Annotated in this window: 20 protein-coding genes; 18 read left to right on the top strand and 2 right to left on the bottom strand. The window is 71.4% G+C overall.

Annotated elements, in window-relative coordinates; all coding sequences use genetic code 11:
- Positions 1 to 42: 42 nt before the first annotated feature.
- Positions 43 to 612, bottom strand: coding sequence for a hypothetical protein (locus ABD369_RS00095; RefSeq protein WP_344634042.1), 570 nt, complete (start codon positions 610 to 612; stop codon positions 43 to 45).
- A 470-nt stretch (positions 613 to 1,082) separates the two neighbouring features.
- On the opposite strand from ABD369_RS00095, the gene hisI reads away from it, so the two are divergent.
- The 18 genes from hisI to ABD369_RS00010 all read left to right on the top strand — a co-directional run bounded on the left by hisI (position 1,083) and on the right by ABD369_RS00010 (position 21,117).
- Positions 1,083 to 1,457: a phosphoribosyl-AMP cyclohydrolase gene (hisI, locus tag ABD369_RS00090; protein WP_344634041.1), complete on the top strand. Its 375-nt coding sequence runs from the start codon at positions 1,083 to 1,085 to the stop codon at positions 1,455 to 1,457.
- A 43-nt stretch (positions 1,458 to 1,500) separates the two neighbouring features.
- Entirely contained in the window at positions 1,501 to 3,018 is a 1,518-nt protein-coding gene (locus ABD369_RS00085; RefSeq protein WP_344634040.1) for an anthranilate synthase component I, read from the top strand.
- A gap of 39 nt (positions 3,019 to 3,057) precedes the next feature.
- Positions 3,058 to 3,618, top strand: a complete 561-nt coding sequence (locus ABD369_RS00080; protein ID WP_344634039.1) for a Uma2 family endonuclease — start codon at positions 3,058 to 3,060, stop codon at positions 3,616 to 3,618.
- 34 nt (positions 3,619 to 3,652) lie between these two features.
- A complete protein-coding gene (locus ABD369_RS00075) occupies positions 3,653 to 4,279 on the top strand; it encodes a TIGR02234 family membrane protein (protein WP_344634038.1) in 627 nt (208 codons plus the stop codon).
- 139 nt (positions 4,280 to 4,418) lie between these two features.
- The gene (locus ABD369_RS00070) at positions 4,419 to 4,676 is read left to right on the top strand and encodes an HGxxPAAW family protein (RefSeq protein ID WP_344634037.1); all 258 of its coding nucleotides are present in this window, start codon (positions 4,419 to 4,421) and stop codon (positions 4,674 to 4,676) included.
- 115 nt (positions 4,677 to 4,791) lie between these two features.
- Positions 4,792 to 5,244, top strand: a complete 453-nt coding sequence (locus ABD369_RS00065; protein WP_344634036.1) for a DUF2752 domain-containing protein — start codon at positions 4,792 to 4,794, stop codon at positions 5,242 to 5,244.
- Between the two features lie 288 nt (positions 5,245 to 5,532).
- Positions 5,533 to 6,345 carry an indole-3-glycerol phosphate synthase TrpC gene (gene trpC / locus ABD369_RS00060; protein WP_344634035.1) on the top strand — a complete coding sequence of 271 codons (813 nt, stop codon included), beginning with the start codon at positions 5,533 to 5,535 and terminating at the stop codon, positions 6,343 to 6,345.
- Positions 6,346 to 6,354: 9 nt separating this feature from the next.
- Positions 6,355 to 6,504 (top strand): tryptophan biosynthesis modulator TrpM, encoded by a 150-nt coding sequence (gene trpM / locus ABD369_RS41020; protein ID WP_425557496.1) that lies wholly within the window; start codon positions 6,355 to 6,357, stop codon positions 6,502 to 6,504.
- Between the two features lie 55 nt (positions 6,505 to 6,559).
- Positions 6,560 to 7,789, top strand: a complete 1,230-nt coding sequence (gene trpB, locus ABD369_RS00055; RefSeq protein WP_344634034.1) for a tryptophan synthase subunit beta — start codon at positions 6,560 to 6,562, stop codon at positions 7,787 to 7,789.
- Between the two features lie 2 nt (positions 7,790 to 7,791).
- The gene (gene trpA / locus ABD369_RS00050; RefSeq protein WP_344634033.1) at positions 7,792 to 8,601 is read left to right on the top strand and encodes a tryptophan synthase subunit alpha; all 810 of its coding nucleotides are present in this window, start codon (positions 7,792 to 7,794) and stop codon (positions 8,599 to 8,601) included.
- A gap of 214 nt (positions 8,602 to 8,815) precedes the next feature.
- Positions 8,816 to 9,085 carry a hypothetical protein gene (locus ABD369_RS00045; RefSeq protein ID WP_344634032.1) on the top strand — a complete coding sequence of 90 codons (270 nt, stop codon included), beginning with the start codon at positions 8,816 to 8,818 and terminating at the stop codon, positions 9,083 to 9,085.
- A 157-nt stretch (positions 9,086 to 9,242) separates the two neighbouring features.
- Entirely contained in the window at positions 9,243 to 9,761 is a 519-nt protein-coding gene (locus ABD369_RS00040) for a MauE/DoxX family redox-associated membrane protein (protein WP_344634031.1), read from the top strand.
- A 63-nt stretch (positions 9,762 to 9,824) separates the two neighbouring features.
- Complete coding sequence (locus tag ABD369_RS00035) at positions 9,825 to 10,682, top strand: DsbA family protein (protein WP_344634030.1); 858 nt, start codon at positions 9,825 to 9,827, stop codon at positions 10,680 to 10,682.
- A 104-nt stretch (positions 10,683 to 10,786) separates the two neighbouring features.
- A complete protein-coding gene (gene lgt, locus ABD369_RS00030; protein ID WP_344634029.1) occupies positions 10,787 to 11,764 on the top strand; it encodes a prolipoprotein diacylglyceryl transferase in 978 nt (325 codons plus the stop codon).
- A 168-nt stretch (positions 11,765 to 11,932) separates the two neighbouring features.
- Positions 11,933 to 12,676, top strand: coding sequence for a VIT1/CCC1 transporter family protein (locus ABD369_RS00025; RefSeq protein WP_344634028.1), 744 nt, complete (start codon positions 11,933 to 11,935; stop codon positions 12,674 to 12,676).
- Between the two features lie 604 nt (positions 12,677 to 13,280).
- The gene (gene gltB, locus ABD369_RS00020; RefSeq protein ID WP_344634027.1) at positions 13,281 to 17,891 is read left to right on the top strand and encodes a glutamate synthase large subunit; all 4,611 of its coding nucleotides are present in this window, start codon (positions 13,281 to 13,283) and stop codon (positions 17,889 to 17,891) included.
- Positions 17,884 to 19,344, top strand: coding sequence for a glutamate synthase subunit beta (locus ABD369_RS00015; protein WP_344634026.1), 1,461 nt, complete (start codon positions 17,884 to 17,886; stop codon positions 19,342 to 19,344). Before gltB ends, ABD369_RS00015 begins: the two co-directional genes overlap by 8 nt.
- Positions 19,345 to 19,659: 315 nt before the next feature.
- Positions 19,660 to 21,117, top strand: a complete 1,458-nt coding sequence (locus ABD369_RS00010; RefSeq protein WP_344634025.1) for an aldehyde dehydrogenase family protein — start codon at positions 19,660 to 19,662, stop codon at positions 21,115 to 21,117.
- 224 nt (positions 21,118 to 21,341) lie between these two features.
- Here the strand turns inward: ABD369_RS00010 and ABD369_RS00005 are convergent, their stop codons facing one another.
- A complete protein-coding gene (locus tag ABD369_RS00005) occupies positions 21,342 to 22,007 on the bottom strand; it encodes a rhomboid-like protein (protein ID WP_344634024.1) in 666 nt (221 codons plus the stop codon).
- Positions 22,008 to 22,266 lie beyond the last annotated feature (259 nt).

The following is a 22,266-nucleotide window of genomic DNA, read 5'->3' as shown; positions in this document are numbered from 1 at the left end:
TCAGCCTACGCTGCCCTAGGGCGGCCGCCCGACCCCGGGTGATCAGCCGTCAGCGGGGACGTGCGAGTGGAAGTGCCCGGTCGTCTTCGGGCCGCCCTGGTGGTCGCTCACCGTCATGGTGCACGTCGCGTCCCGGTAACCCTGCTGGTAGTACCGCAGGTACGGCCCGACGGGGAAGCCGTAGTACTGCCCGCCGTCCTGCTGCTGCTCCCATTCGGCCAGCGGCGCCCGGCACAGCTCGCGCAGCGTGCGGCCGATCACCAGGTCGTCGGTCAGCCCGTCCGGCAGCACGATGTCGGCGATCGCCTCGCCGTCGTGAGGCTGGGCGCACGGGCGCTGTTCGGGTTTGGTGATCCCGGTGCTCAGCTGCTGGTGGTCGAAGCACGTCCCCGGCAGGAAGTAGGGGTACGGCAGCACCTTCGACGGGCTTGCGGACGGACTGTACGCGGTCGGCACCACGGGTGGCGGCAGAGCCACCCGATGCCGCTGCGGCCACAGGAACAGACCGCCCAGTGCCGCCACCACGACCGCGGCCGGCAGCACCATCCACCACCGCCGTCCGCGCGCCCGGCCGTCCTGCGGCGGCACGCCCCCCACGGGTCCCTTGTCCACCTCAACCCCCTTGGCTCGCAGCCATTGTGGCCGCGCGGACAGCGGCTTGGCAGAGGATTGACAACAACGGTCCGAGTCGGACGGCACCGGGCACTGCGCCGGCGGCGGCACGGCCCGGACCACGAGGTGTTCGATGCGAGTCGGGATCATCGGGCACCAGGGCCCCAGCCGGGCGCCCAACGCCGCACGCCCGGGGAGATCCGCCGGACAGGCCCCAGTCGGCATGGTCGACGAGCTGCCCGTGGTCCGGGCCGGACGACCCGGCAGCGAACCCGCCAGGGTGGTCGGAGGGGCCCGGCGGGCGGGGCTGCACGTCGGGCGATCTGGCGGACGGCCGGGAGAGCCCCGGCGGGAACCGGTAGGGCCGCGTCCCCGCGGTTCCACCCGGGCCCGCGACCGGCCGCCCCTTTGCCCGAGGTGCCGCCCGGTATCACCGTCGAGCCACCCCGGGTACCTGCGAGAATGGCGGTATGTCCACCACTCCCGCCGCCCCCGGCAGCACCGCCCTGGCCGCTGACATCGCCGACCGGCTCAAGCGCACGCCCGACGGCCTGATCCCCGCCATCGCCCAGCAGTACGACACCGGCGAGGTGTTGATGCTCGGATGGATGGACGACGAGGCGCTGCACCGCACGCTGACCACCGGCCGCTGCACCTACTGGAGCCGCAGCCGCCAGGAGTACTGGGTCAAGGGCGACACCTCCGGGCACTTCCAGCACGTCAAGTCCGTTGCGCTGGACTGCGACGCCGACACCCTGCTGGTCCGGGTCGACCAGGTGGGCGCGGCCTGCCACACCGGCACGCGTACCTGCTTCGACACCGACGTCCTGCCGCTCGCTCGCTAGTCTTTCCACCGTCAGCCCCTGCTCACGAACGGTGAAGTACCCCATGGACCTTGAGGCCTTCCGCAAGCTCGCCGTAGACACCCGGGTCATCCCGGTCACCCGCCGGCTCCTCGCGGACGGGCTCACGCCCATCGGTCTGTACCGCAGCCTGGCCGCCGAGCGCCCCGGCACCTTCCTGCTGGAGTCGGCCGAGCAGGGCCGGAGTTGGTCCCGGTACTCGTTCGTCGGGGTGCGCAGCGCCGCCGCGCTCACCGCCGACCAGGACGGCAACGCGCACTGGCACGGCACCCCGCCGGTCGGCATCCCCACCACCGGCGACCCGCTGGAGGTGCTGCGGGCCGCGCTCGCCGCGCTGCACACCCCGCGCGGCGCCGACGACGGCCTGCCGCCGCTCACCGGCGGCCTGGTCGGCTATCTCGGCTACGACGTCGTCCGCCGGCTGGAGAAGCTGCCCGACCGCACCCCGGACGACCTCGAGCTGCCCGAGCTGACCATGCTGCTCGCCACCGACCTCGCGGTGCTCGACCACTGGGACGGCTCGGTGGTGCTGATCGCCAACGCGGTCAACCACAACGACCTGGCCAGCGGTGTGGACGAGGCCTACACGGACGCGGTGGCCCGGCTCGACGCGATGGAGGCCGATCTGCGGAAGCCGGTCGACTCGGGGCTCGCCATCTTCACCCCGACCGCCGTGGACGCCCACTCGCCGTTCGGCGGTGAGCCGTACGGGCGGGCCGTGGAGGAGATCAAGGAGCGGATCCGGGCCGGCGAGGCCTTCCAGGTGGTCGTCTCGCAGCGCTTCGAGACGCCCTGCCCGGCCAGCGCGCTGGACGTCTACCGGGTGCTGCGCACCACCAACCCCAGCCCGTACATGTACCTGTTCCGCTTCCCCGGCCCCGACGGCACCGAGCAGGGCGGCTTCGACGTGGTCGGCTCCAGCCCGGAGGCGCTGGTCAAGGTGACGGAGGGCGAGGCGCTGCTGCACCCCATCGCCGGCACCAGGCCGCGCGGTGCCACCCCGCAGGAGGACGCCGAGCTCGCCGCCGAACTGCTGGCCGACCCCAAGGAGCGGGCCGAGCACCTGATGCTGGTCGACCTCGGCCGCAACGACCTGGGGCGGGTCTGCACGCCGGGCAGTGTCGAGGTGGTCGACTTCATGGCGATCGAGCGCTACAGCCACGTCATGCACATCGTCTCCACCGTCACCGGCGAGGTGGCGGAGGGGAAGACCGCCTTCGACGTGCTCACCGCCTGCTTCCCGGCCGGGACGCTCTCGGGGGCGCCCAAGCCGCGCGCGATGCAGATCATCGAGGAGCTCGAGCCCACCCGCCGCGGCCTTTACGGCGGCTGCGTCGGCTACCTGGACTTCGCGGGCGACGCCGACGCCGCGATCGCGATCCGGACCGCCGTGCTCCGGGACGGCGTCGCCTACGTCCAGGCGGGCGCGGGCGTGGTCGCCGACTCCACCCCGGAGGGTGAGGACACCGAGTGCCGCAACAAGGCGGCGGCCGTGTTGCGGGCCGTCGCCACGGCGAACACCCTCCGTGCGCCGCTGTCGTGATGGCGTCGAGGCGTTGAGTCACGGAGGGAGGCGGCCGGAATGACCGCGATGTCCACCGAGAGTGCCTGGGACGTGCTTGAGGGCGTCAACCTGCCGGGCGGCTACCGGGTCGAGATCACGGACGGGAAGATCATCATGACCCCTCGGGGCATGGGCCAGTGGAAGGTCATCTACAAGGCCGCCCGGCAGATCGAGGACCAGCTGGCGGGCCGGGGTGACTTCCTGTCGGACGTGATGGTCGACTTCCCGTCCAGCCTCTACGGCTACGCGCCCGATCTGGCGGTCGTGTCCCCCAACGCCGAACTCAACAGCCGGGGCCGCTACGAGTGGCACGACCTGGAGGCCGTGCTGGAGGTGGTCTCCAGGTCGAACCAGGACAACGACTTCGTCAAGAAGTTCCGCCTGTACGCCGAGTGCGGCATCCCGGTCTACGTGGTGATCGATCCGTCGGAGGCGGTCTGTACCGTGCACACCGGCCCGCAGCGGTCGGGCACGTACGCCGATCAGCAGAAGGTGCCGTTCGGTGAGGACCTGCACGTCCCGCTGGAGGGCCGCACGCTGGTGATCCGCACCGACGAGTTCCCGAAGGACCCCGGCTGACCCGAGCGGGTGTGCGGTCGGGGATAGTGGACGGGTGAGTGCTACTACGTCGTCCGAGTCCGCCGCACCCGTCCCCGCCGAGCGCAGGGGCGGGCGGCGCAGCCTCGGCGTGATGCTGCTGCTGACCGCTCTGGGGGCGGTGCTGGTGCTGACCGCGGTGGGGCGCACCTGGGCCGAGGGAACGCTTCCGGCCAAGATGGCGGTCTCGGTCACCGGCAGCGCGGTCTCCGGACTGCCGACCGGGCTGACGCTCGCGGTGATGGCCGCGGCCGCGGCGGTGTTCGCCGTGCGCGGCACCGGACGGATCGTGGTCGGCGCCCTGGCGGCGTTGGCCGGGGCCGGGGTGGCGGTGACCTCCGCGCTCGGGGCCTCGGACACCTCCGCGCTGGACGCGGAGGCGGCCCGCAAGCTGGCGCTGGTGAGCGCGCAGGCCGAGCTCCCCAGCCACACCGCCTGGCCCTGGGTCGCGGTGGCGGGCGGCGTGCTGCTGGCACTGGCGGGGCTGATCACCGTGCGGTCCGGGCGGGACTGGCCCGCGATGGGGGCCCGGTACGAGGCCCCGGCCGGCCAGGCGCCGGGCGCGGGGAAGCGGCCGAAGCCCGCCGGGACGCCGGCCGAGCTGTGGCAGGCGCTGGACCGTGGCGAGGATCCCACCGGTTGATTGCCGCCCCCGCTTGGGTCCGTCTGTGAGGGCCCGGCACAATGGAGGACGTCAACTCTCCCCCAGCCTCCGGCCGGGGGTGCCCCGCTCGGCGCACGTCGGACACGGCCGGGCCCCGGAGACTCAAGGAGCACCATCAATGTCGGCAGCAGCGCGCGAGGCGCACGGTCACACTCCCGCCGCCTGGACTGGCGTGACCATCAGCTTCATCGGCTTCCTGGTCAGCGGCGTCGCCATGATCCTTCCGAATGTCCTGCTCGTCTGGGCCGGTCTCGCGGTCGTCCTGCTCGGCGGTGTGGTCGGCAAGGCCATGCAGATGGCGGGCATGGGCAGGCAGCCGAGCAAGCACACTGCTGCGGTCGCGGCCGAGAAGCCGGCCGCGGTCTCCGTCTCCTGACGGCACCCGATAACAGCCGACGAACGGCGGGCGTCACCACGCCCGCCGTTTCGCGTTCCCGCCACACCCCGCCGGTGCGCTCGCGCGGGCGCGTCCGCACGGCAGAATCGGCCGGATGAAAGCGATTCCCGTGGAGCCCGGGCCGTCCGCTCCCCGGCCCTCCGTGCTGCGGCGGCTGAGCCGGCCGCTGGCCGCGCTGGCGGCCGTCGCCCTGCCGACCGCGTACATCGCGGCGGTGGACCCGAACGCGCCGGGCCACTACCCCACCTGCCCGGTGCTGCGGGCGACCGGCTGGTGGTGCCCGGGGTGCGGCGGACTGCGCTGTGTGCACGCGCTGACCCGGGGCGATCTGACCACCGCGGGCCACGACAACCTGCTGGTGCTGCTGCTGGCCGGGGTGGCGGCGGTGTTCTGGCTGCGCTGGCTGTGGGCGGCGCTGACGGGCGGGCCGGCGCCGGGGTTCGCCATCGGCGGGCGCGGGGTCGTGCTGCTGACCCTGGTCCTGGTGGTGTTCACGGTGCTGCGCAACCTGCCGATCGGCGCGGGCCTGGCACCGCCGGCCCTCTGACCGGCGCCGCGGGCAGCCGGCCACTCGCGCAGTGCGCCGGGCGCGGAGCTGACCAGCGCGGACGGCGCGTGCGCCGGTCAGTCCAGCGAAACGTACGCTGGACTGATGAGGAGCGCGCCCCCGACGCCCGATACCATCGAAGAGCCGATGGGTCCGGACACGCACAGGATCCTCACCGTTCCGAGCTAATCCCACCCACGGCCTTGACTGGACCAGCCAGGCCGGAGGGACGTCATCCTCCGGTACCGGCTGGCCGAATGCCTAGCAGAGAATGATGGGGGCGCTCTCGTGAGTGTGCTCGACGAGATCATCGACGGGGTCCGGGAGGACCTCGCCGAGCGACAGGCCAGGGTCTCCCTGGACGAGCTCAAGGAGCTGGCCGCCAAGGCGCCGGATGCCAAGGACGGCGTGGCCGCACTGCGCGGCGACGGCGTGCGGGTGATCTGCGAGGTCAAGCGCTCCAGCCCGTCCAAGGGCGCGCTGGCGGCGATCGCCGACCCGGCCGCGCTGGCGCTGGACTACGCGGCGGGCGGTGCGGCGGCGATCAGCGTGCTGACCGAGCAGCGCCGCTTCGGCGGCTCGCTGGCCGACCTGGACGCCGTCCGGGCCGCGGTGGACACGCCGATCCTGCGCAAGGACTTCATCGTCACCTCCTACCAGCTCTGGGAGGCCCGCGCCCACGGCGCCGACCTCGCGCTGCTGATCGTGGCGGCACTGGATCAGCCGGCTCTGGTCTCGCTCATCGAGCGGGCCGAGTCGATCGGGCTGACCCCGCTGGTCGAGGTGCACGACGAGGAGGAGATCGCCCGGGCGCTGGACGCCGGGGCGAGGATCATCGGCGTCAACGCCCGCAACCTCAAGACCCTCGAGGTGGACCGCAACACCTTCGGCAACGTGGTGGACGCCATCCCGGACCACGTCGTCAAGGTGGCCGAGTCCGGCGTCCGCGGCCCGCACGACCTGATCGCCTACGCCAACCTCGGCGCGGACGCGGTCCTGGTCGGCGAGTCGCTGGTGACCGGCAAGGACCCGAAGGCCGCCGTCGCCGACCTGGTCGCGGCCGGTGCCCACCCGGCGCTGCGCAACACCGGACGGGACTGACCCGCAGACATGTCCATCGCCATCCGCCTCGCCCCCGGTTGCCGCCCGCGCGGCTGCCGCGCGCCCGCACGCCGGGTGCTGGGGCGGCGGGTGCGGTACGTGATCGGCTGCGAGCCCGGCCAGGTACAGGGACGCCGATGGCGCAGGACGTCCGGCTGAACCAGCCGCTTCGACGTCACCGCAAGCCATCACACCCCTTAGGACGTATCAAGAGATGTCCGAGAACGACTACCTGCCGGGTGCCCAAGTCCCCGACGCGCGAGGCTACTTCGGCGCGTACGGCGGCCGCTTCATCCCGGAGGCGCTGGTCGCCGCCGTCGAGCAGGTCGCCGAGGAGTACGAGAAGGCCAAGACCGACCCGGCCTTCGCCGCCGAACTGGACGCCCTGCTCAGGGACTACACCGGCCGCCCCAGCCCGCTCACCGACGTCCGCCGGTTCTCCGCCGAGGCGGGCGGCGCGCGGATCCTGCTCAAGCGCGAGGACCTGAACCACACCGGCTCGCACAAGATCAACAATGTGCTGGGCCAGGCGCTGCTCACCAAGCGGATGGGCAAGACCCGGATCATCGCCGAGACCGGCGCCGGCCAGCACGGCGTGGCCACCGCCACCGCCTGCGCGCTGTTCGGCTTCGACTGCACCATCTACATGGGCGAGGTCGACACCCAGCGCCAGGCACTGAACGTCGCCCGGATGCGGATGCTCGGCGCCGAGGTCGTCGCGGTGAAGTCCGGCAGCCGCACCCTCAAGGACGCCATCAACGAGGCGTTCCGCGACTGGGTCGCCAACGTGGACTCCACCCACTACCTGTTCGGCACGGTGGCCGGTCCGCACCCGTTCCCGATGATGGTCCGCGACTTCCACCGGGTGATCGGCGTCGAGGCCCGTCAGCAGGTGCTGGACCGCACCGGCCGGCTGCCGGACGCGGTGGTCGCCTGCGTCGGCGGCGGCTCCAACGCGATGGGCATCTTCCACGAGTTCATCCCGGACACGGGCGTGCGCCTGATCGGCTGCGAGGCGGCCGGCGAGGGCGCCGACACCCCGAAGCACGCGGCCACCCTGACCAAGGGCGACCCGGGCGTGCTGCACGGCTCGCGCACCTACGTCCTGCAGGACGAGGACGGCCAGACCATCGAGAGCCACTCCATCTCGGCCGGCCTGGACTACCCCGGGGTCGGCCCCGAGCACGCCTGGCTGAAGGACACCGGCCGCGCCGAGTACCGTCCGGTCACCGACGACCAGGCCATGCAGGCGCTGCGCCTGCTGTCCCGTACCGAGGGCATCATCCCGGCCATCGAGAGCGCCCACGCGCTGGCCGGCGCGCTGGAGCTGGGCCGCGAGCTCGGCCCCGAGGCGACCATCCTGGTCTCGCTCTCCGGGCGCGGCGACAAGGACATGCACACCGCCGCCGAGTACTTCGGTCTCTACGACAGCGAGGGCAAGTGACCATGGCTTCGAAGCTCACCGCGGTCCTGGCCGCCGCCAAGGCCGAGAACCGCGCCGCGCTGATCGGCTACCTCCCGGCCGGTTTCCCGACCGTGGCGGGCGGGATCGAGGCGGCGGGCGCGCTGATCGAGGGCGGCTGCGACGTGGTCGAGGTCGGCCTGCCGCACTCCGACCCGGTGCTGGACGGCCCCACCATCCAGACCGCCGACGACATCGCGCTGCGCGGCGGCGTCCGGATCAAGGACGTGCTGCACACCGTGGCCGAGGTGGCCGCCGCCCACCCCGAGGCCGCGGTGCTGGTGATGACGTACTGGAACCCGGTCGACCGCTACGGCGTGGCGCGCTTCGCCGCCGACCTGGCCGCCGCGGGCGGCGCGGGCTGCATCCTGCCCGACCTGCCGGTCGAGGAGTCGGAGGAGTGGCGCAAGGCGGCGGGCGAGCACGGCCTGGACACCGTCTTCGTGGTCGCCCCCAGCAGCAAGGACGCCCGCCTGGCCGAGGTCACCGCGGCGGGCTCCGGCTTCGTGTACGCGGCCGCCGTGATGGGCGTGACCGGCACCCGGGCCGCGGTGGGCAACCTGGCCGAGGACCTGGTCGCCCGCACCCGGGCCACCACCGAGCTGCCGGTCTGCGTCGGCCTCGGCGTCTCCAACGCGGCCCAGGCCGCCGAGGTGGCCCGGTTCGCGGACGGTGTGATCGTCGGCTCCGCCTTCGTCCAGCGGATCCTGGACGCGGACGGCGACCAGGCCGCGGCGCTGGCCGCGGTCCGCGCCCTCGCCGGTGAACTGGCGGAGGGCGTCCGCCGCCGCTGACGGTTCGAGTCCCGGCGGCCCGTCACCTCCTGGGGGGAGGTGAGGGGCCGTTGCAGGTGCGGAAGGTGGTGAATCCGTACGAGTGAAGTGTTGGCCGCTCACGCATCAGCGGCGATTGACCGGCGTTGAGTGGAGGGACCACTGTACGGTGCCGTCCGCTCCAAGTGGTTCGTGCACCGTCGCCGTCCATGACCGCTGTGAGGGGGGCAAGTCCGTGCCGGGCCTCCAACGCGCCGTGCTCCTGCGGGCCGCCGCTGCCGCGCTGACGCTCTGCGCGGCCGTCGGCCTGGAGGCGGCCGTCGGGCATGCGCTGGCCGCGCGAGGGGCGGAGCGGGCCGAGCGGGACGCCGTGGTGTGCGGGGAGGCCACCCGGCCGGCCACGGCGGTGCGGGCCCACCGGGCGCAGGCGCATCGCCGCCATGCCGTCGGCCATGCGGCGGCCAAGGGTGCGAGGAGCTGTACGGGCGGCCGCAGGACGCGGTAGCGGGCCCCGCGCCCCTGCGGAACGACTGAACAGATCGGGACAACAGCCCTCCAGATGTCACTCATTCGGCGTAACGTACGAATTGTGAGGAACCATCACTCTTCCCCTACGGTTCATCAGGAAGCGTGAGCGGGAGTGAGACCGAGGGAGACACCCGATGGCCAGTCAGATGGCTGAGTCGCCGGCCGGCACCGAGCCGGTGCTGCGGCGGGCGGTGGACGGGCCGGTGGGGCAGTGGGTGGGGCTGGCCGTGCGGCTGGCCCTGGCGGCGGTCTGGGGCTGGGCCGGGCTGGCGAAGATCGCCGATCCGGCCGAGGCGGCGCAGGCGGTGCGGGCGTACGAGATCCTGCCGGAGTCACTGGTCAAGCCGGTCGGCTACGGGTTGCCGTTCCTGGAGGTGGCGCTCGCGCTGCTGCTGGTGATCGGCCTGGGCGTGCGCGCGGTCGCCGTCGTCTCCGCCGTGCTGCTGCTCACCTTCATCGGCGGGATCAGCTCCGCGTGGGCGCGCGGCATCTCGATCGACTGCGGCTGCTTCGGCGGCGGCGGGGCGGTCGACGTCTCGAAGACCGAGTACCTGCAGGAGATCCTGCGCGACTGCGGCTTCCTGCTGCTCGCCGCCTGGTTGCTGCTCCGGCCGCGCACCAGGCTCTCGGCAGACGCCTGGCTGACCGCCTAGCCGGGCACCGGCAGACCCCCGACCCTCGAACCCACCTTGGACAGCAGGTTGGACACAGCAGGTATGAGCGAGAAGAACCGCGAAGGCAAGCGCAGCGCCCGCGAGCGGATGCTGGAGGAGCGCGCGGCCGACGAGGCGCGCGCCAAGCGCAACAAGAAGCTGGGCGTCGGCGGTGTGGTGGCCGCGGTGGCCGCGGTCGCGGTGGTGGCCGGCGTGGTGGTGCAGAACCAGCGTTCCAAGCCGGAGACCCCGGCCGCCGCGCCCCTCGGCGCGATCGGCGACAAGAAGCTGATGATCCCGTCCGGAGCGGCCAACGCGCCCTCCGTGCTCACCGTCTACGAGGACCCGCGGTGCCCCGCCTGCGGCGCCTTCGAGCGGAGCTTCGCGCCCACCATCGACCGGCTGGAGGACCAGGGCAAGCTGTACGTCAACTACCACATCGTCTCGTTCATCGACCGCTCACTCGGCGGCAAGGGCTCCAAGAACGGCGCCAACGCGCTGGCCTGCGCCCAGGACGCGGGCCACTTCCGCGACCTGCACGACGTGTTCTACCGCAACCAGCCGGCGGAGACCTCCGACTCCTTCGCGAACAAGGCGACCCTGATCAAGCTGTCCAAGCAGGTCAACGGGCTGGACACACCGGCCTTCGAGAGCTGCGTGAACGACAACAAGTACGGCGGCTGGGTCTCCGCGGTGCAGCAGGACTTCGACAAGTCCAGCTACAAGTCCACCCCGACCGTGCTGCTCAACGGAACGCCGGTCTACCCGAAGAACGGTGACGAGCCGATCACCGCGGAGAACCTGGTCAAGTGGGTCGACGCGGCCAACCAGGGCAAGCCGCTGGGCACCACCGGCTCCGGCAACGAGAGCCCGGCTCCGACCACCACCGCGTCCGAGCCCAACACGCCGCCCTCGCCCTGACGGCGCCGAGCGGCAGCCCTACGGGAAAAGAGAGGACTGTTCGGAAGCTGTGACCCTGTCCGATGCCGATCCGCCGGGCAGGGTCCGGTAGCGTCGACCTTGTCATGGAACTCGCTTACATCCCGAGCCCGTCGCGGGGGGTCCTCTACCTCGGACCCGTCCCGCTGCGCGCCTACGCCTTCTGCATCATCATCGGTGTCGTCGTGGCCGTGTGGCTCGGCAGCAAGCGCTGGGTCGCCCGCGGCGGCGCCAAGCACACCGTCGGTGACATCGCCGTCTGGGCCGTCCCGTTCGGACTGGTCGGCGGCCGGCTCTACCACGTGATCACCGATCACCAGCTGTACTTCGGTGCCGGCAAGGACCCCTGGAACGCATTCAAGATCTGGGAGGGCGGCCTCGGCATCTGGGGTGCCATCGCCCTGGGCGCGGTCGGTGCCTGGATCGGTGCCCGCCGCCGAGGTGTCCCGCTGCCCGCGTACGCGGACGCCATCGCTCCCGGTATCGCGTTGGCCCAGGCCTGCGGCCGTTGGGGCAACTGGTTCAACCAGGAGCTCTACGGCAAGGCGACCACCCTGCCCTGGGGCCTGAAGATCCACAAGGTGCTGCCGGACGGCACGGTGGTGGAGGGCGTCTACCACCCGACCTTCCTGTACGAGTCGCTCTGGTGCGTCGGTGTCGCGCTGCTGGTGCTCTGGGCCGACCGCCGGTTCACCCTCGGCCACGGCCGGGCCTTCGCGCTCTACGTCGCCGCCTACACGGTGGGCCGGGCCTGGATCGAGTACCTGCGGATCGACGAGGCGCACCACATCCTGGGCCTGCGGCTGAACGACTGGACCGCGATCGTGGTCTTCCTCGGTGCCGTCGCGTACCTGGTGATCGTCGGCAGGAAGCGCCCGGGTCGGGAGGCTCCGGACTCGATCGACCCGGCGGCCCTGGCCGAGGAGCCGGCGGAGTCCGGAAAGGACCTGACACAGTCCGGCCCGGACCTGACCAAGTCCGGCAAGGAGAGCGTGCCCTCGCCGAGCCCCGTGCCGGCCGAGCCGCGACCGGTGGCCGAGAGGAAGTCGACCGAACCGTCCTGACCTGGGCCTACACCGAGCTCCGGCCGCCCCCACCGTCTTGGTGGTGGGCGGCTGGAGCCGTGTTCGGACAGCCTTACTTTCCTGGAATCCGTCTAAAGTTCGGACTAGTTTAGGAAAGGTGAGACCCGGCCGGGCCGGGAGAAGTGTTCGAACGGAGGCCGACCGACCATGACCGCGACCATCGCCCAGCCGAACCTGGACGACCAGCCCAAGCCGCGCATCCCGGCGGAGGGCCACCACCGCGATGTCAACGGCGGCTGGCTCCGTCCGGCGGTGTTCGGCGCGATGGATGGACTGGTCTCCAACTTCGCTCTGATGACCGGCGTGGTCGGTGGCGCCGTCGGCAGCAGCACGGTCGTCCTCACCGGCCTCGCGGGCCTCGCCGCCGGTGCCTGTTCGATGGCGGCCGGCGAGTACACCTCGGTGGCCTCCCAGCGCGAGCTGGTCGAGGCCGAGATCGAGGCCGAACGGCTGGAACTCAGCCGCAACCCGCACGGTGAGCTGGCCGAGCTGGCCCAGCTGTACATCGCGCGCGGTGTCGAGCCGGAGCTCGCCCACGAGGTCGCCCGACAGCTGTCCGCCGACCCGGACCAGACGCTGGAGATCCACGCCCGGGAGGAGCTGGGCATAGACCCGAACGACCTGCCCTCGCCGCTGGTCGCGGCGGCCTCGTCATTCCTGTGCTTCGCGGTCGGTGCGCTGGTGCCGTTGCTTCCGTACCTGCTGGGGGCCGCCTCGCTGCTGCCGGCGCTGGTGCTCTCGCTGATCGGGCTGTTCGTGTGCGGCGCGGTGGTCGCCCGAGTGACCGCGCGGAGCTGGTGGTTCAGCGGGCTGCGGCAGCTGGTGCTCGGCAGTGCGGCGGCGGGGGTGACGTACCTGCTCGGTGCGCTGATCGGCGGGCACGTCGGCTGAGGCCGCCCTGCCGGCGGTGACACCAGGGGCGCGGGGAACCGTGCGGCCAGCCCTCCGTGGAGGTGGGCGGTCGTTCACGCGGTTCCCCGCGCCCCTCTCGACATCGCGGTAGCGACTTCGCGGAGGGCTTGCACGGGGGTGGGGGAGGGGCCCGTCGGGCGCGCTCTTCCGCTGTGGGTCTGTACGACGGACCGCATGGATATGCCACCGACTGCGTGATGTTCCGCACATGGGCCAGGGGGTGTGGCCTGGCCTAACCCCGCCTGCGGGCGGATTGGACCGCAGAATCCTGTCCGACGGCCCGCCGCTGGAGATGGAATCGCAGGCAGTGTTGTTCTCGGCATGTGGACGGCGGATTTCGCCCCTGTTTCGGGACGGGTGGGCGGGGGCACACTGGTGGCAACGTGCGGACAGGCGTTCGCCTCTCCTCGCACCGGCCGCCAGTCGGGAAACCCCCGCGAACTGGGCCTTCTGTCCGCGATGTGGACGTCGTATTCCACTTCTCGGGACCTTCAGCATTATGTAACCTGCACGACATCGCATCAGGGCCAACGTCGTCCCTATTGCACTCAGCAACTTGCCAATGACGACGACGGGAGAGCCGATGCTGCCTGCATCCACGCACTCCGCCAACGAGCCCGGGCAGGTCAGCCGCCCGTACGCGCTCGTTCCGGATGCGCGCCCCAAGGCCCAGGGTCTGTACGACCCGCGCAACGAGCACGACGCCTGCGGCGTCGGCTTCGTCGCCACGCTGACCGGCACCGCCGACCACACGATCGTCGAGCAGGCGCTGACCGTGCTGCGCAACCTGGAGCACCGGGGTGCCACCGGCGCCGAGCCGGACTCCGGTGACGGTGCGGGCATCCTGACCCAGATCCCGGACGCCTTCCTGCGCTCCAAGGTCTCCTTCGAGCTCCCCGCCGCCGGCTCGTACGCCGTCGGCATCGCCTTCCTCCCGGACGAGGACGAGGCCGACCTCGCCGCCGTCGCGAAGATCCAGGCCATCGCGACCGAGGAGGGCCTCACCGTCCTCGGCTGGCGCGGTGTCCCGGTCGCCCCCGACCTGCTGGGCGCCACTGCACGCAGCGTGATGCCGCGGTTCAGGCAGTTGTTCGTCAGCCACGGCGAGAAGACCGGAATCGAGTTGGACCGGGTCGCCTTCGTGCTGCGCAAGCGGGCTGAGCGTGAGGCTGGGGTGTACTTCCCCTCACTGTCCGCGCGCACCATCGTCTACAAGGGCATGCTGACCACCGGCCAGCTGGAGCCGTTCTTCCCCGACCTGTCGGACCGGCTCTACGCCTCAGCGATCGGTCTGGTGCACTCGCGGTTCTCCACCAACACCTTCCCGAGCTGGCCGCTCGCCCACCCGTACCGCTTCGTCGCGCACAACGGCGAGATCAACACGGTCAAGGGCAACCGCAACTGGATGACGGCCCGCGAGTCCCAGCTCGCCACCGACCTCATCCAGGGCGACCTGAGCCGGATCTTCCCGATCTGCACCCCCGACCACTCCGACTCGGCGTCCTTCGACGAGGTCCTGGAGCTGCTGCACCTCGGCGGGCGTTCGCTACCGCACTCCGTGCTGATGATGATCCCGGAGGCGTGGGAGAACCACGCCACGATGAGCCCGGCCCGGCGCGCCTTCTACCAGTACCACTCCAACCTGATGGAGCCCTGGGACGGTCCGGCCTGCGTCACCTTCACCGACGGTACCCAGATCGGCGCGGTCCTGGACCGCAACGGCCTGCGCCCCGCCCGGTACTGGGTCACCGAGGACGGCCTGGTCGTGCTCTCCTCCGAGGTCGGCGTGCTGGACGTCGCACCCACGAAGGTGGTCAGGAAGGGCCGGCTGCAGCCCGGCCGGATGTTCCTGATCGACACGGCCGAGGGCCGGATCGTCGAGGACGAGGAGATCAAGTCCGCGCTCGCCGCCGAGCACCCCTACGAGGAGTGGGTCGCCGCCGGGCAGATCCAGCTCGTCAAGCTGCCCGAGCGCGAGCACATCCACCACACCCACGCCTCGGTGACGCGCCGCCAGCAGACCTTCGGCTACACCGAGGAGGAGCTGCGGGTCATCCTGGCGCCGATGGCCAGGACCGGCGCCGAGGCGCTCGGTTCGATGGGCACCGACTCGCCGATCGCCGCGCTCTCCGAGAAGCCGCGCCTGCTGTTCGACTACTTCGTCCAGCTGTTCGCGCAGGTCACCAACCCGCCGCTGGACGCCATCCGCGAGGAACTGGTCACTTCGCTGCTGAGCAACCTCGGCCCCGAGGGCAACCTGCTCGACGCCAGCCCGTCGCACTGCCGCTCGGTCGGCATCACCTTCCCGGTGATCGACAACGACGAGCTGGCCAAGCTCATCCACATCAACGCCGACGGCGACCAGCCGGGCCTGAAGGCCGTCACCCTGTCGGGCCTGTACCGGGTCGCCGGCGGCGGCGAGGGCCTGGCCGGGCGGCTCGCCGAGATCGCGGCCGAGGCGGACGCGGCGATCGCCGACGGTGCGCGGATCATCGTCCTCTCCGACCGGCACTCGGACGCCGAGCACGCGCCGATCCCCTCGCTGCTGCTCACCTCGGCCGTCCACCACCACCTGATCCGCACCAAGCAGCGCACCCAGGTCTCGCTGGTCGTCGAGGCCGGTGACGTCCGCGAGGTGCACCACGTGGCGCTGCTGGTCGGCTACGGCGCCGGCGCGGTCAACCCGTACCTGGCGATGGAGTCGGTCGAGGACCTGGTCGCCCAGGGCACGTTCGTCAACGAGCACGGCACCGATGGTGTCGAGCCGCAGAAGGCCATCAGGAACCTGATCAAGGCGCTCGGCAAGGGCGTGCTCAAGGTCATGTCGAAGATGGGCATCTCGACGGTCGCCTCCTACCGCGGCGCCCAGGTGTTCGAGGTGATCGGCCTCTCCCAGGAGCTGGTGGACTCCTACTTCGCGGGCACCACCACCAAGCTCGGCGGCATCGGCCTGGACGAGATCGCCAAGGAGGTGGCCGCCCGGCACGTCAAGGCGTACCCGGCCTCCGGGATCTCCGCCGCGCACCGCGCACTGGAGATCGGTGGCGAGTACCAGTGGCGCCGCGAGGGCGAGCCGCACCTGTTCGACCCGGACACCGTCTTCCGGCTGCAGCACTCGACCCGCTCGCGCCGGTACGACATCTTCAAGCAGTACACCGGCCGGGTGAACGAGCAGTCCGAGCGGCTGATGACCCTGCGCGGTCTGTTCGAGCTGGATGCGCTCGGCCGTACGCCGGTGCCGATCGACGAGGTCGAGCCGGTCTCGGAGATCGTCAAGCGCTTCTCCACCGGCGCCATGTCGTACGGCTCCATCTCGCGTGAGGCGCACGAGACGCTGGCGATCGCGATGAACCGCCTCGGCGGCAAGTCCAACACCGGTGAGGGCGGCGAGGACCCGGACCGGCTGTACGACCCGGAGCGCCGCTCGGCGATCAAGCAGGTGGCCTCCGGCCGGTTCGGCGTCACCAGCGAGTACCTGGTCAACGCGGACGACATCCAGATCAAGATGGCGCAGGGCGCCAAGCCCGGTGAGGGCGGCCAGCTGCCCGGCCACAAGGTCTACCCGTGGGTCGCCAAGACCCGGCACTCCACCCCGGGTGTCGGCCTGATCTCGCCGCCGCCGCACCACGACATCTACTCCATCGAGGACCTGGCCCAGCTGATCCACGACCTCAAGAACGCCAACCCGGACGCCCGCATCCATGTGAAGCTGGTCTCCGAGGTCGGTGTCGGCACGGTCGCCGCCGGCGTCTCCAAGGCACACGCGGACGTGGTGCTGGTCTCCGGCCACGACGGCGGTACCGGCGCCTCGCCGCTGACCTCGCTGAAGCACGCGGGCGGCCCCTGGGAGCTCGGCCTCGCCGAGACCCAGCAGACCCTGCTGCTCAACGGGCTGCGCGACCGGATCGTGGTGCAGACCGACGGCCAGCTGAAGACCGGCCGCGACGTGGTGATCGCCGCGCTGCTCGGCGCCGAGGAGTTCGGCTTCGCGACCGCGCCGTTGGTGGTCTCCGGCTGCATCATGATGCGGGTCTGCCACCTGGACACCTGCCCGGTCGGCGTGGCCACCCAGAACCCGGTGCTGCGCGAGCGCTTCTCGGGCAAGCCCGAATTCGTGGTCAACTTCTTCGAGTTCATCGCCGAGGAGGTCCGCGAGATCCTCGCCGAGCTGGGTTTCCGCTCGATCGAGGAGGCCGTCGGCCACGCCGAGCACATCGACGCCACCGCCGCGATCGACCACTGGAAGGCCGCCGGGCTCGACCTGGCCCCGCTGTTCCACGTCCCCGAACTGCCCGAGGGCGCGGCCCGGCACCGCACCACCGACCAGGACCACGCGCTGGACAAGGCCCTGGACAACGAGCTGATCGAGCTGGCCGAGGACGCCCTGGAGCGCGGCGACGCGGTCCGCATCCAGCTGCCGATCCGCAACGTCAACCGCACGGTCGGCACGATGCTCGGCCACCAGGTGACCAAGCGGTACAAGGGCGAGGGCCTGCCGGAGGGGACGATCGACGTCACCTTCACCGGCTCGGCCGGGCAGTCCTTCGGGGCCTTCGTGCCCAAGGGCATCACACTGCGGTTGGAGGGCGACGCCAACGACTACGTCGGAAAGGGTCTCTCCGGCGGTGTGGTGATCGTCCGCCCGGCCCGCGAGGCCGCCGCGATCGGCAACGACGCCCAGCACCACGTGATCGCCGGCAACACCATCGGCTACGGCGCCACCAGCGGCCGGATCCACCTGCGCGGCAAGGCCGGTGAGCGGTTCGCCGTCCGCAACTCCGGTGCCACCCTGGTGGTCGAGGGCGTGGGCGACCACGGCCTGGAGTACATGACCGGCGGCCGGGTCGTCATCCTCGGCGAGACCGGGCGCAACCTGGCCGCGGGCATGTCCGGCGGTACCGCGTACGTCCTGGACCTGCGCCCGGCCAACGTCAACGGCGGCATGGTCGGCATCGAGGCTCCGGACTCGGCGGACCGCGACTGGCTGCGCGAGACCGTGCAGCAGCACTACGAGGAGACCGGCTCGACCGTCGCCGCCGAGCTCCTGGCTGACTGGGGCAGCGGGGTATCCCGCTTCTCCAAGATCATGCCGACCGACTACAAGGCTGTGCTCGCCGCCAAGGACGCCGCTGAGCGCGATGGACTCTCCGAGTCCGAGACCACTCGCAAGATGATGGAGGCGGCACATGGCTGACCCCAAGGGCTTCCTGACCACGCCCAAGCAGTTGGCGGAGCGGCGCCCGGTCGACGTCCGGATCCGGGACTGGAACGAGGTCTACGTCGAGCGCAGCCTGCTGCCGATCATCACCAAGCAGGCCGGCCGCTGCATGGACTGCGGCATCCCGTTCTGCCACAACGGCTGCCCGCTGGGGAACCTCATCCCCGAGTGGAACGACCTCGCCTGGCGGGACGACTGGAAGGGCGCGATCGAGCGGCTGCACGCCACCAACAACTTCCCGGAGTTCACCGGCCGGCTGTGCCCGGCCCCGTGCGAGTCGGCGTGCGTGCTGGGGATCAACCAGGACGCGGTGACCATCAAGAACGTCGAGGTCACCATCATCGACAAGGCCTGGGACCGGGGCGGGGTCACCCCGCAGGTGCCCGAGCGCCTCTCCGGCAAGACGGTTGCGGTGGTCGGCTCGGGACCGGCGGGACTCGCCGCCGCCCAGCAGCTCACCCGGGCCGGGCACACCGTGGTGGTGTACGAGCGTGCGGACCGGATCGGCGGTCTGCTGCGTTACGGCATCCCCGAGTTCAAGATGGAGAAGCGCCACATCAACCGCCGGATCGAGCAGATGCGTGCGGAGGGCACCCGGTTCCGCACCGGGGTGCACGTCGGCGAGGACATCACCGGCCAGCAGCTGCGCGAGCGCTTCGACGCGGTGGTGCTGGCCGCCGGCGCCACCACCGCTCGTGACCTGCCCGTTCCCGGACGGGAGTTGAAGGGCGTCCACCAGGCGATGGAGTACCTGCCGCTGGCCAACAAGGTGCAGGAGGGCGACTTCGTCGAGTCGCCGATCAGCGCCAAGGGCAAGCACGTGGTGGTCATCGGCGGCGGCGACACCGGCGCGGACTGCGTGGGCACCGCCCACCGCCAGGGCGCGGCGTCGGTCACCCAGCTGGAGATCATGCCGCGGCCGGGCGACGAGCGCCCCGAGCACCAGCCCTGGCCGACCATGCCGATGACCTACAAGGTCACCTCGGCGCACGAGGAGGGCGGCGAGCGGGTTTACGCGGTCAGCACCACCCGCTTCACCGGGGACGCGGACGGCAACGTGGCCGAACTCCACCTGGTCGAGGTCGAGTTCAAGGACGGCCGACTCACACCAGTCCCGGGCACCGAGCGGTCGATCCCGGCGCAGCTGGTCACCCTGGCCATGGGCTTCACCGGCACGGACGTGAAGAACGGCCTGGTCGAGCAGCTGGGCGTGGAGCTGGACGCACGAGGTAATATCGCCCGTGATGGGAAGTTCGGCACCAGTGTGGACGGCGTGTACGTCTGCGGTGACGCCGGTCGCGGACAGTCGCTGATCGTCTGGGCCATCGCCGAGGGCCGTTCCGCGGCCGCTGCGGTGGACAGGTACCTGGGCGGCAAGACCCCGCTGCCCGCTCCGATCCGGCCGACCGATCGCCCGCTCGTCGTCTGACAACGTGGTCCGACGATGTGACCCGACAACGGTGGGTGGTCCGACAACCCTCTCATGAACCGCCGGGCATCTTCCCGCCCGGCTGCACCACCCGCCCGCCCGTCAGCGCCGCCGGGCATAGCGGTTCAGACGGCACCTGCCCTCTCCCCGACCAGTTGGGGGCAGGTGCCGTTGCGCTTTTCCGGCCCGGGCGTGCGCTGCTGAGCTCTTCCGGCCCGGGCAGGCGCTGTTCCGCTTTCCCGGCCGCCGGAGTTGACTCGACAGTAAGATGACGATCAGTCAGTTCTCGTGCTGAAAACCCGGAAAGGGGATCGGATGTCCTACTTCTCTGAACTGTCGCAGCAGTACGTCGACGGCCGGTGGCAGGCCGGCAGCGGTTCGTGGGACATCGTCGATCTGAACCCCTACAACGGTGAGAAGCTGGCCTCCTTCACCGTCGCCACGGTCGCCCAGGTCGACGAGGCGTACCGGGCCGCCGAGCGGGTGCAGCGGGAGTGGAGCCGGCTCAACCCGTACAGCAGGCGGCTGGTGTTCGAGCGGGCGCTGCGGGTCATCGAGGAGCGCGAGCAGGAGATCACCGAGGCGATCATCGCCGAGCTCGGCGGCACCCGGCTCAAGGCGGCGTTCGAGCTGTCGCTCTCCAAGGACATGCTGCGCGAGTGCATGCAGCTGTCGCTGCGCGCGGAGGGGCGGATCCTGCCGTCGCCGGTGGACGGCAAGGAGAACCGGCTGTACCGGCTGCCGGTGGGTGTGATCGGCGTGATCAGCCCGTTCAACTTCCCGTTCTTCCTCTCGCTCAAGGCCGTCGCGCCCGCGCTCGCCCTCGGCAACGGTGTGGTCCTCAAGCCGCACCAGGAGGCCCCGGTCACCGGCGGCACCCTGGTCGCGAAGGTCTTCGAGGAGGCCGGGCTGCCGGGCGGGCTGCTGAACGTGCTGCTCACCGACATCGCGGAGATCGGCGACGCCTTCCTGGAGCACCCCGTGCCCAAGGTGATCGCCTTCACCGGCTCGGACCAGGTGGGCCGGCACGTCGCCCGGGTGGCGGCGGGCCACTTCAAGCGGACGGTGCTGGAGCTCGGCGGCAACAGCGCGCTGGTCGTGCTGGACGACGCGGACCTCGACTACGCCGTGGACGCCGCGGTGTTCAGCCGCTTCGCGCACCAGGGCCAGGTCTGCATGGCGGCGAACCGGGTGCTGGTCGACCGGAGCGTGGCGGCGGAGTTCACCGAGCGGTTCGTCGCCAAGGTCCGCACCCTGCGGGTCGGGGACCCGGCGGATCCGGAGACCCAGCTCGGTCCGCTGATCAACAGCGCCCAGGCGGAGGCGATCGGCGCACAGGTGGACGAGGCGGTCGCGGAAGGCGCGACGGTCCTGCTGCGGGGCGGCGTGACCGGGACGCTGATGGAGCCGGTGGTGCTGACGGACGTCCCGGCCGAGTCGGAGATCCTGCAGCGGGAGCTGTTCGGGCCCGTGGTCGTGCTGGTGCCCTTCGACGGCGAGGAGGAGGCGATCCGGATCGCCAATGCCACGCCGTTCGGCCTGAGCGGCGCGGTGCACACCGGCGACGTCGAGCGCGGGGTGCGGGTGGCCAAGCGGATCGAGACCGGCATGGTCCACGTCAATGACGGGACCATCCACGACGAGGCCATCGTGCCGTTCGGCGGCGAGAAGAACTCGGGCGTCGGGCGGTTGAACGGGGAGGCGACGGTCGAGGCGTTCACCACGGTGAAGTGGATCTCGATCCAGCACGGGCGGAGCCGGTTCCCGTTCTGACGGAGCCCGGCCCCCGGCAGCCGGGCGGCGGAGCCGCGGCGCAGCAGGACTTCGATGTTTTGCCTGCTCGGTCAGCCCGCCCGGCCCTGAGGCCGGGCCGGCGGGTGCTGCGCCGCTTCCGGCGGCGGCCGTGTAGGCGGCCGGCGACGGCACCAACCACTCGGACTGAGCGCCGAGCAGCGCGAGCAACTTCAGGCACTCGGGGTCGAAGTCCTGCTGGAGTACTAGGCGGTGCGCGGCCGGCGCAGCCAGGGTGAACGGGAGGCCAGGACGCCGATGCCGAGGGCGATCAGGTGGCCGGCGTCGGCGAGTTCCTGGTCGAGTGCCCAGGCGACCGCCAGCAGCACGGCGAGGGCCGGTAGCCCGTACCGCCCCAGCCGGGCGGGGCCGAGGGCGAGCAGGAAGCCGCCGGTGGCGACCAGGCCGTAGCTGATGCCGACGTCCCGGGCGCGGGAGAGCGCGCCCGGGATTCCGGTGCTGAGCATCACCCACATCGCACCCTCGGTGAGCAGGGTGGCGCCCAGGTGCCCGAGGAGGAAGACCACGGCGGTGCGGGCGGCTCCCCAGCGCCACTCGGCCAGCCCGACCACGACGGCGACCGCCACGATGCCGGCCCAGGCGGGCACACCGTCCACCACAAGACCGCTGGTGAACAGCGTCCACCACTTGCCGACCTCCATGTGGTGCACGTTGCTGCTGTTGTGCCGGACGAACCGGGCCCGCCCGGCCCTGCTCTGGCCGGCGAGCCACCAGGCCATCGCGGTCAGCAGCAGCACGTACACCGTCGTCAGCGGGAGGCGGGTGAGCGCCCGGAGGGCCGGGTCGTTGGACGCCGCCCGCCGTACCGCGCCGGGGCGGTTGCTGGTACTCGTCCCGCCGCGATCTCTCATCGTGCCTGTCGCCCTTGACTTCCGTTCGGACCCTGCCGGGCCGCTGCCGGACCCCGGCAGCATCGTCAGCCTACGACGCAGGGTGGGCGCTCCCGGTTCTCAGTAGGGTCGGGGACTGGAAACGGAGCATCAGCCACCGCGCCAGTCCCCGACCCTACTTAGCTTGTTGTTTAACCTCGCAGGTCACCCGACCTGCTGATCTGTGGTTCTTCCCGGGACAGCGGAGGCGGCCGTTCCCCACGCTTCGAGGTGTCGAGTC

Origin of the sequence: Kitasatospora cystarginea (assembly GCF_039533515.1) — a bacterium.
Lineage (GTDB): Bacteria > Actinomycetota > Actinomycetes > Streptomycetales > Streptomycetaceae > Kitasatospora > Kitasatospora cystarginea.
The sequence above is the reverse complement of the archived record's forward strand: the minus strand, read 5'-3'. Positions and strand labels throughout refer to the sequence as shown.

Excerpts from the sequence above, each read along its gene's own strand:
- hisI (WP_344634041.1), top strand. The coding sequence starts at position 1,083 with ATGTCCACCACTCCCGCCGCCCCCGGCAGCACCGCCCTGGCCGCTGAC.
- ABD369_RS00085 (WP_344634040.1), top strand. The coding sequence starts at position 1,501 with ATGGACCTTGAGGCCTTCCGCAAGCTCGCCGTAGACACCCGGGTCATC.
- ABD369_RS00080 (WP_344634039.1), top strand. The coding sequence starts at position 3,058 with ATGACCGCGATGTCCACCGAGAGTGCCTGGGACGTGCTTGAGGGCGTC.
- ABD369_RS00070 (WP_344634037.1), top strand. The coding sequence starts at position 4,419 with ATGTCGGCAGCAGCGCGCGAGGCGCACGGTCACACTCCCGCCGCCTGG.
- ABD369_RS00065 (WP_344634036.1), top strand. The coding sequence starts at position 4,792 with ATGAAAGCGATTCCCGTGGAGCCCGGGCCGTCCGCTCCCCGGCCCTCC.
- trpM (WP_425557496.1), top strand. The coding sequence starts at position 6,355 with ATGTCCATCGCCATCCGCCTCGCCCCCGGTTGCCGCCCGCGCGGCTGC.
- trpB (WP_344634034.1), top strand. The coding sequence starts at position 6,560 with ATGTCCGAGAACGACTACCTGCCGGGTGCCCAAGTCCCCGACGCGCGA.
- trpA (WP_344634033.1), top strand. The coding sequence starts at position 7,792 with ATGGCTTCGAAGCTCACCGCGGTCCTGGCCGCCGCCAAGGCCGAGAAC.
- ABD369_RS00040 (WP_344634031.1), top strand. The coding sequence starts at position 9,243 with ATGGCCAGTCAGATGGCTGAGTCGCCGGCCGGCACCGAGCCGGTGCTG.
- ABD369_RS00035 (WP_344634030.1), top strand. The coding sequence starts at position 9,825 with ATGAGCGAGAAGAACCGCGAAGGCAAGCGCAGCGCCCGCGAGCGGATG.
- lgt (WP_344634029.1), top strand. The coding sequence starts at position 10,787 with ATGGAACTCGCTTACATCCCGAGCCCGTCGCGGGGGGTCCTCTACCTC.
- ABD369_RS00025 (WP_344634028.1), top strand. The coding sequence starts at position 11,933 with ATGACCGCGACCATCGCCCAGCCGAACCTGGACGACCAGCCCAAGCCG.
- gltB (WP_344634027.1), top strand. The coding sequence starts at position 13,281 with ATGCTGCCTGCATCCACGCACTCCGCCAACGAGCCCGGGCAGGTCAGC.
- ABD369_RS00015 (WP_344634026.1), top strand. The coding sequence starts at position 17,884 with ATGGCTGACCCCAAGGGCTTCCTGACCACGCCCAAGCAGTTGGCGGAG.
- ABD369_RS00010 (WP_344634025.1), top strand. The coding sequence starts at position 19,660 with ATGTCCTACTTCTCTGAACTGTCGCAGCAGTACGTCGACGGCCGGTGG.
- ABD369_RS00005 (WP_344634024.1), bottom strand. The coding sequence starts at position 22,007 with ATGAGAGATCGCGGCGGGACGAGTACCAGCAACCGCCCCGGCGCGGTA.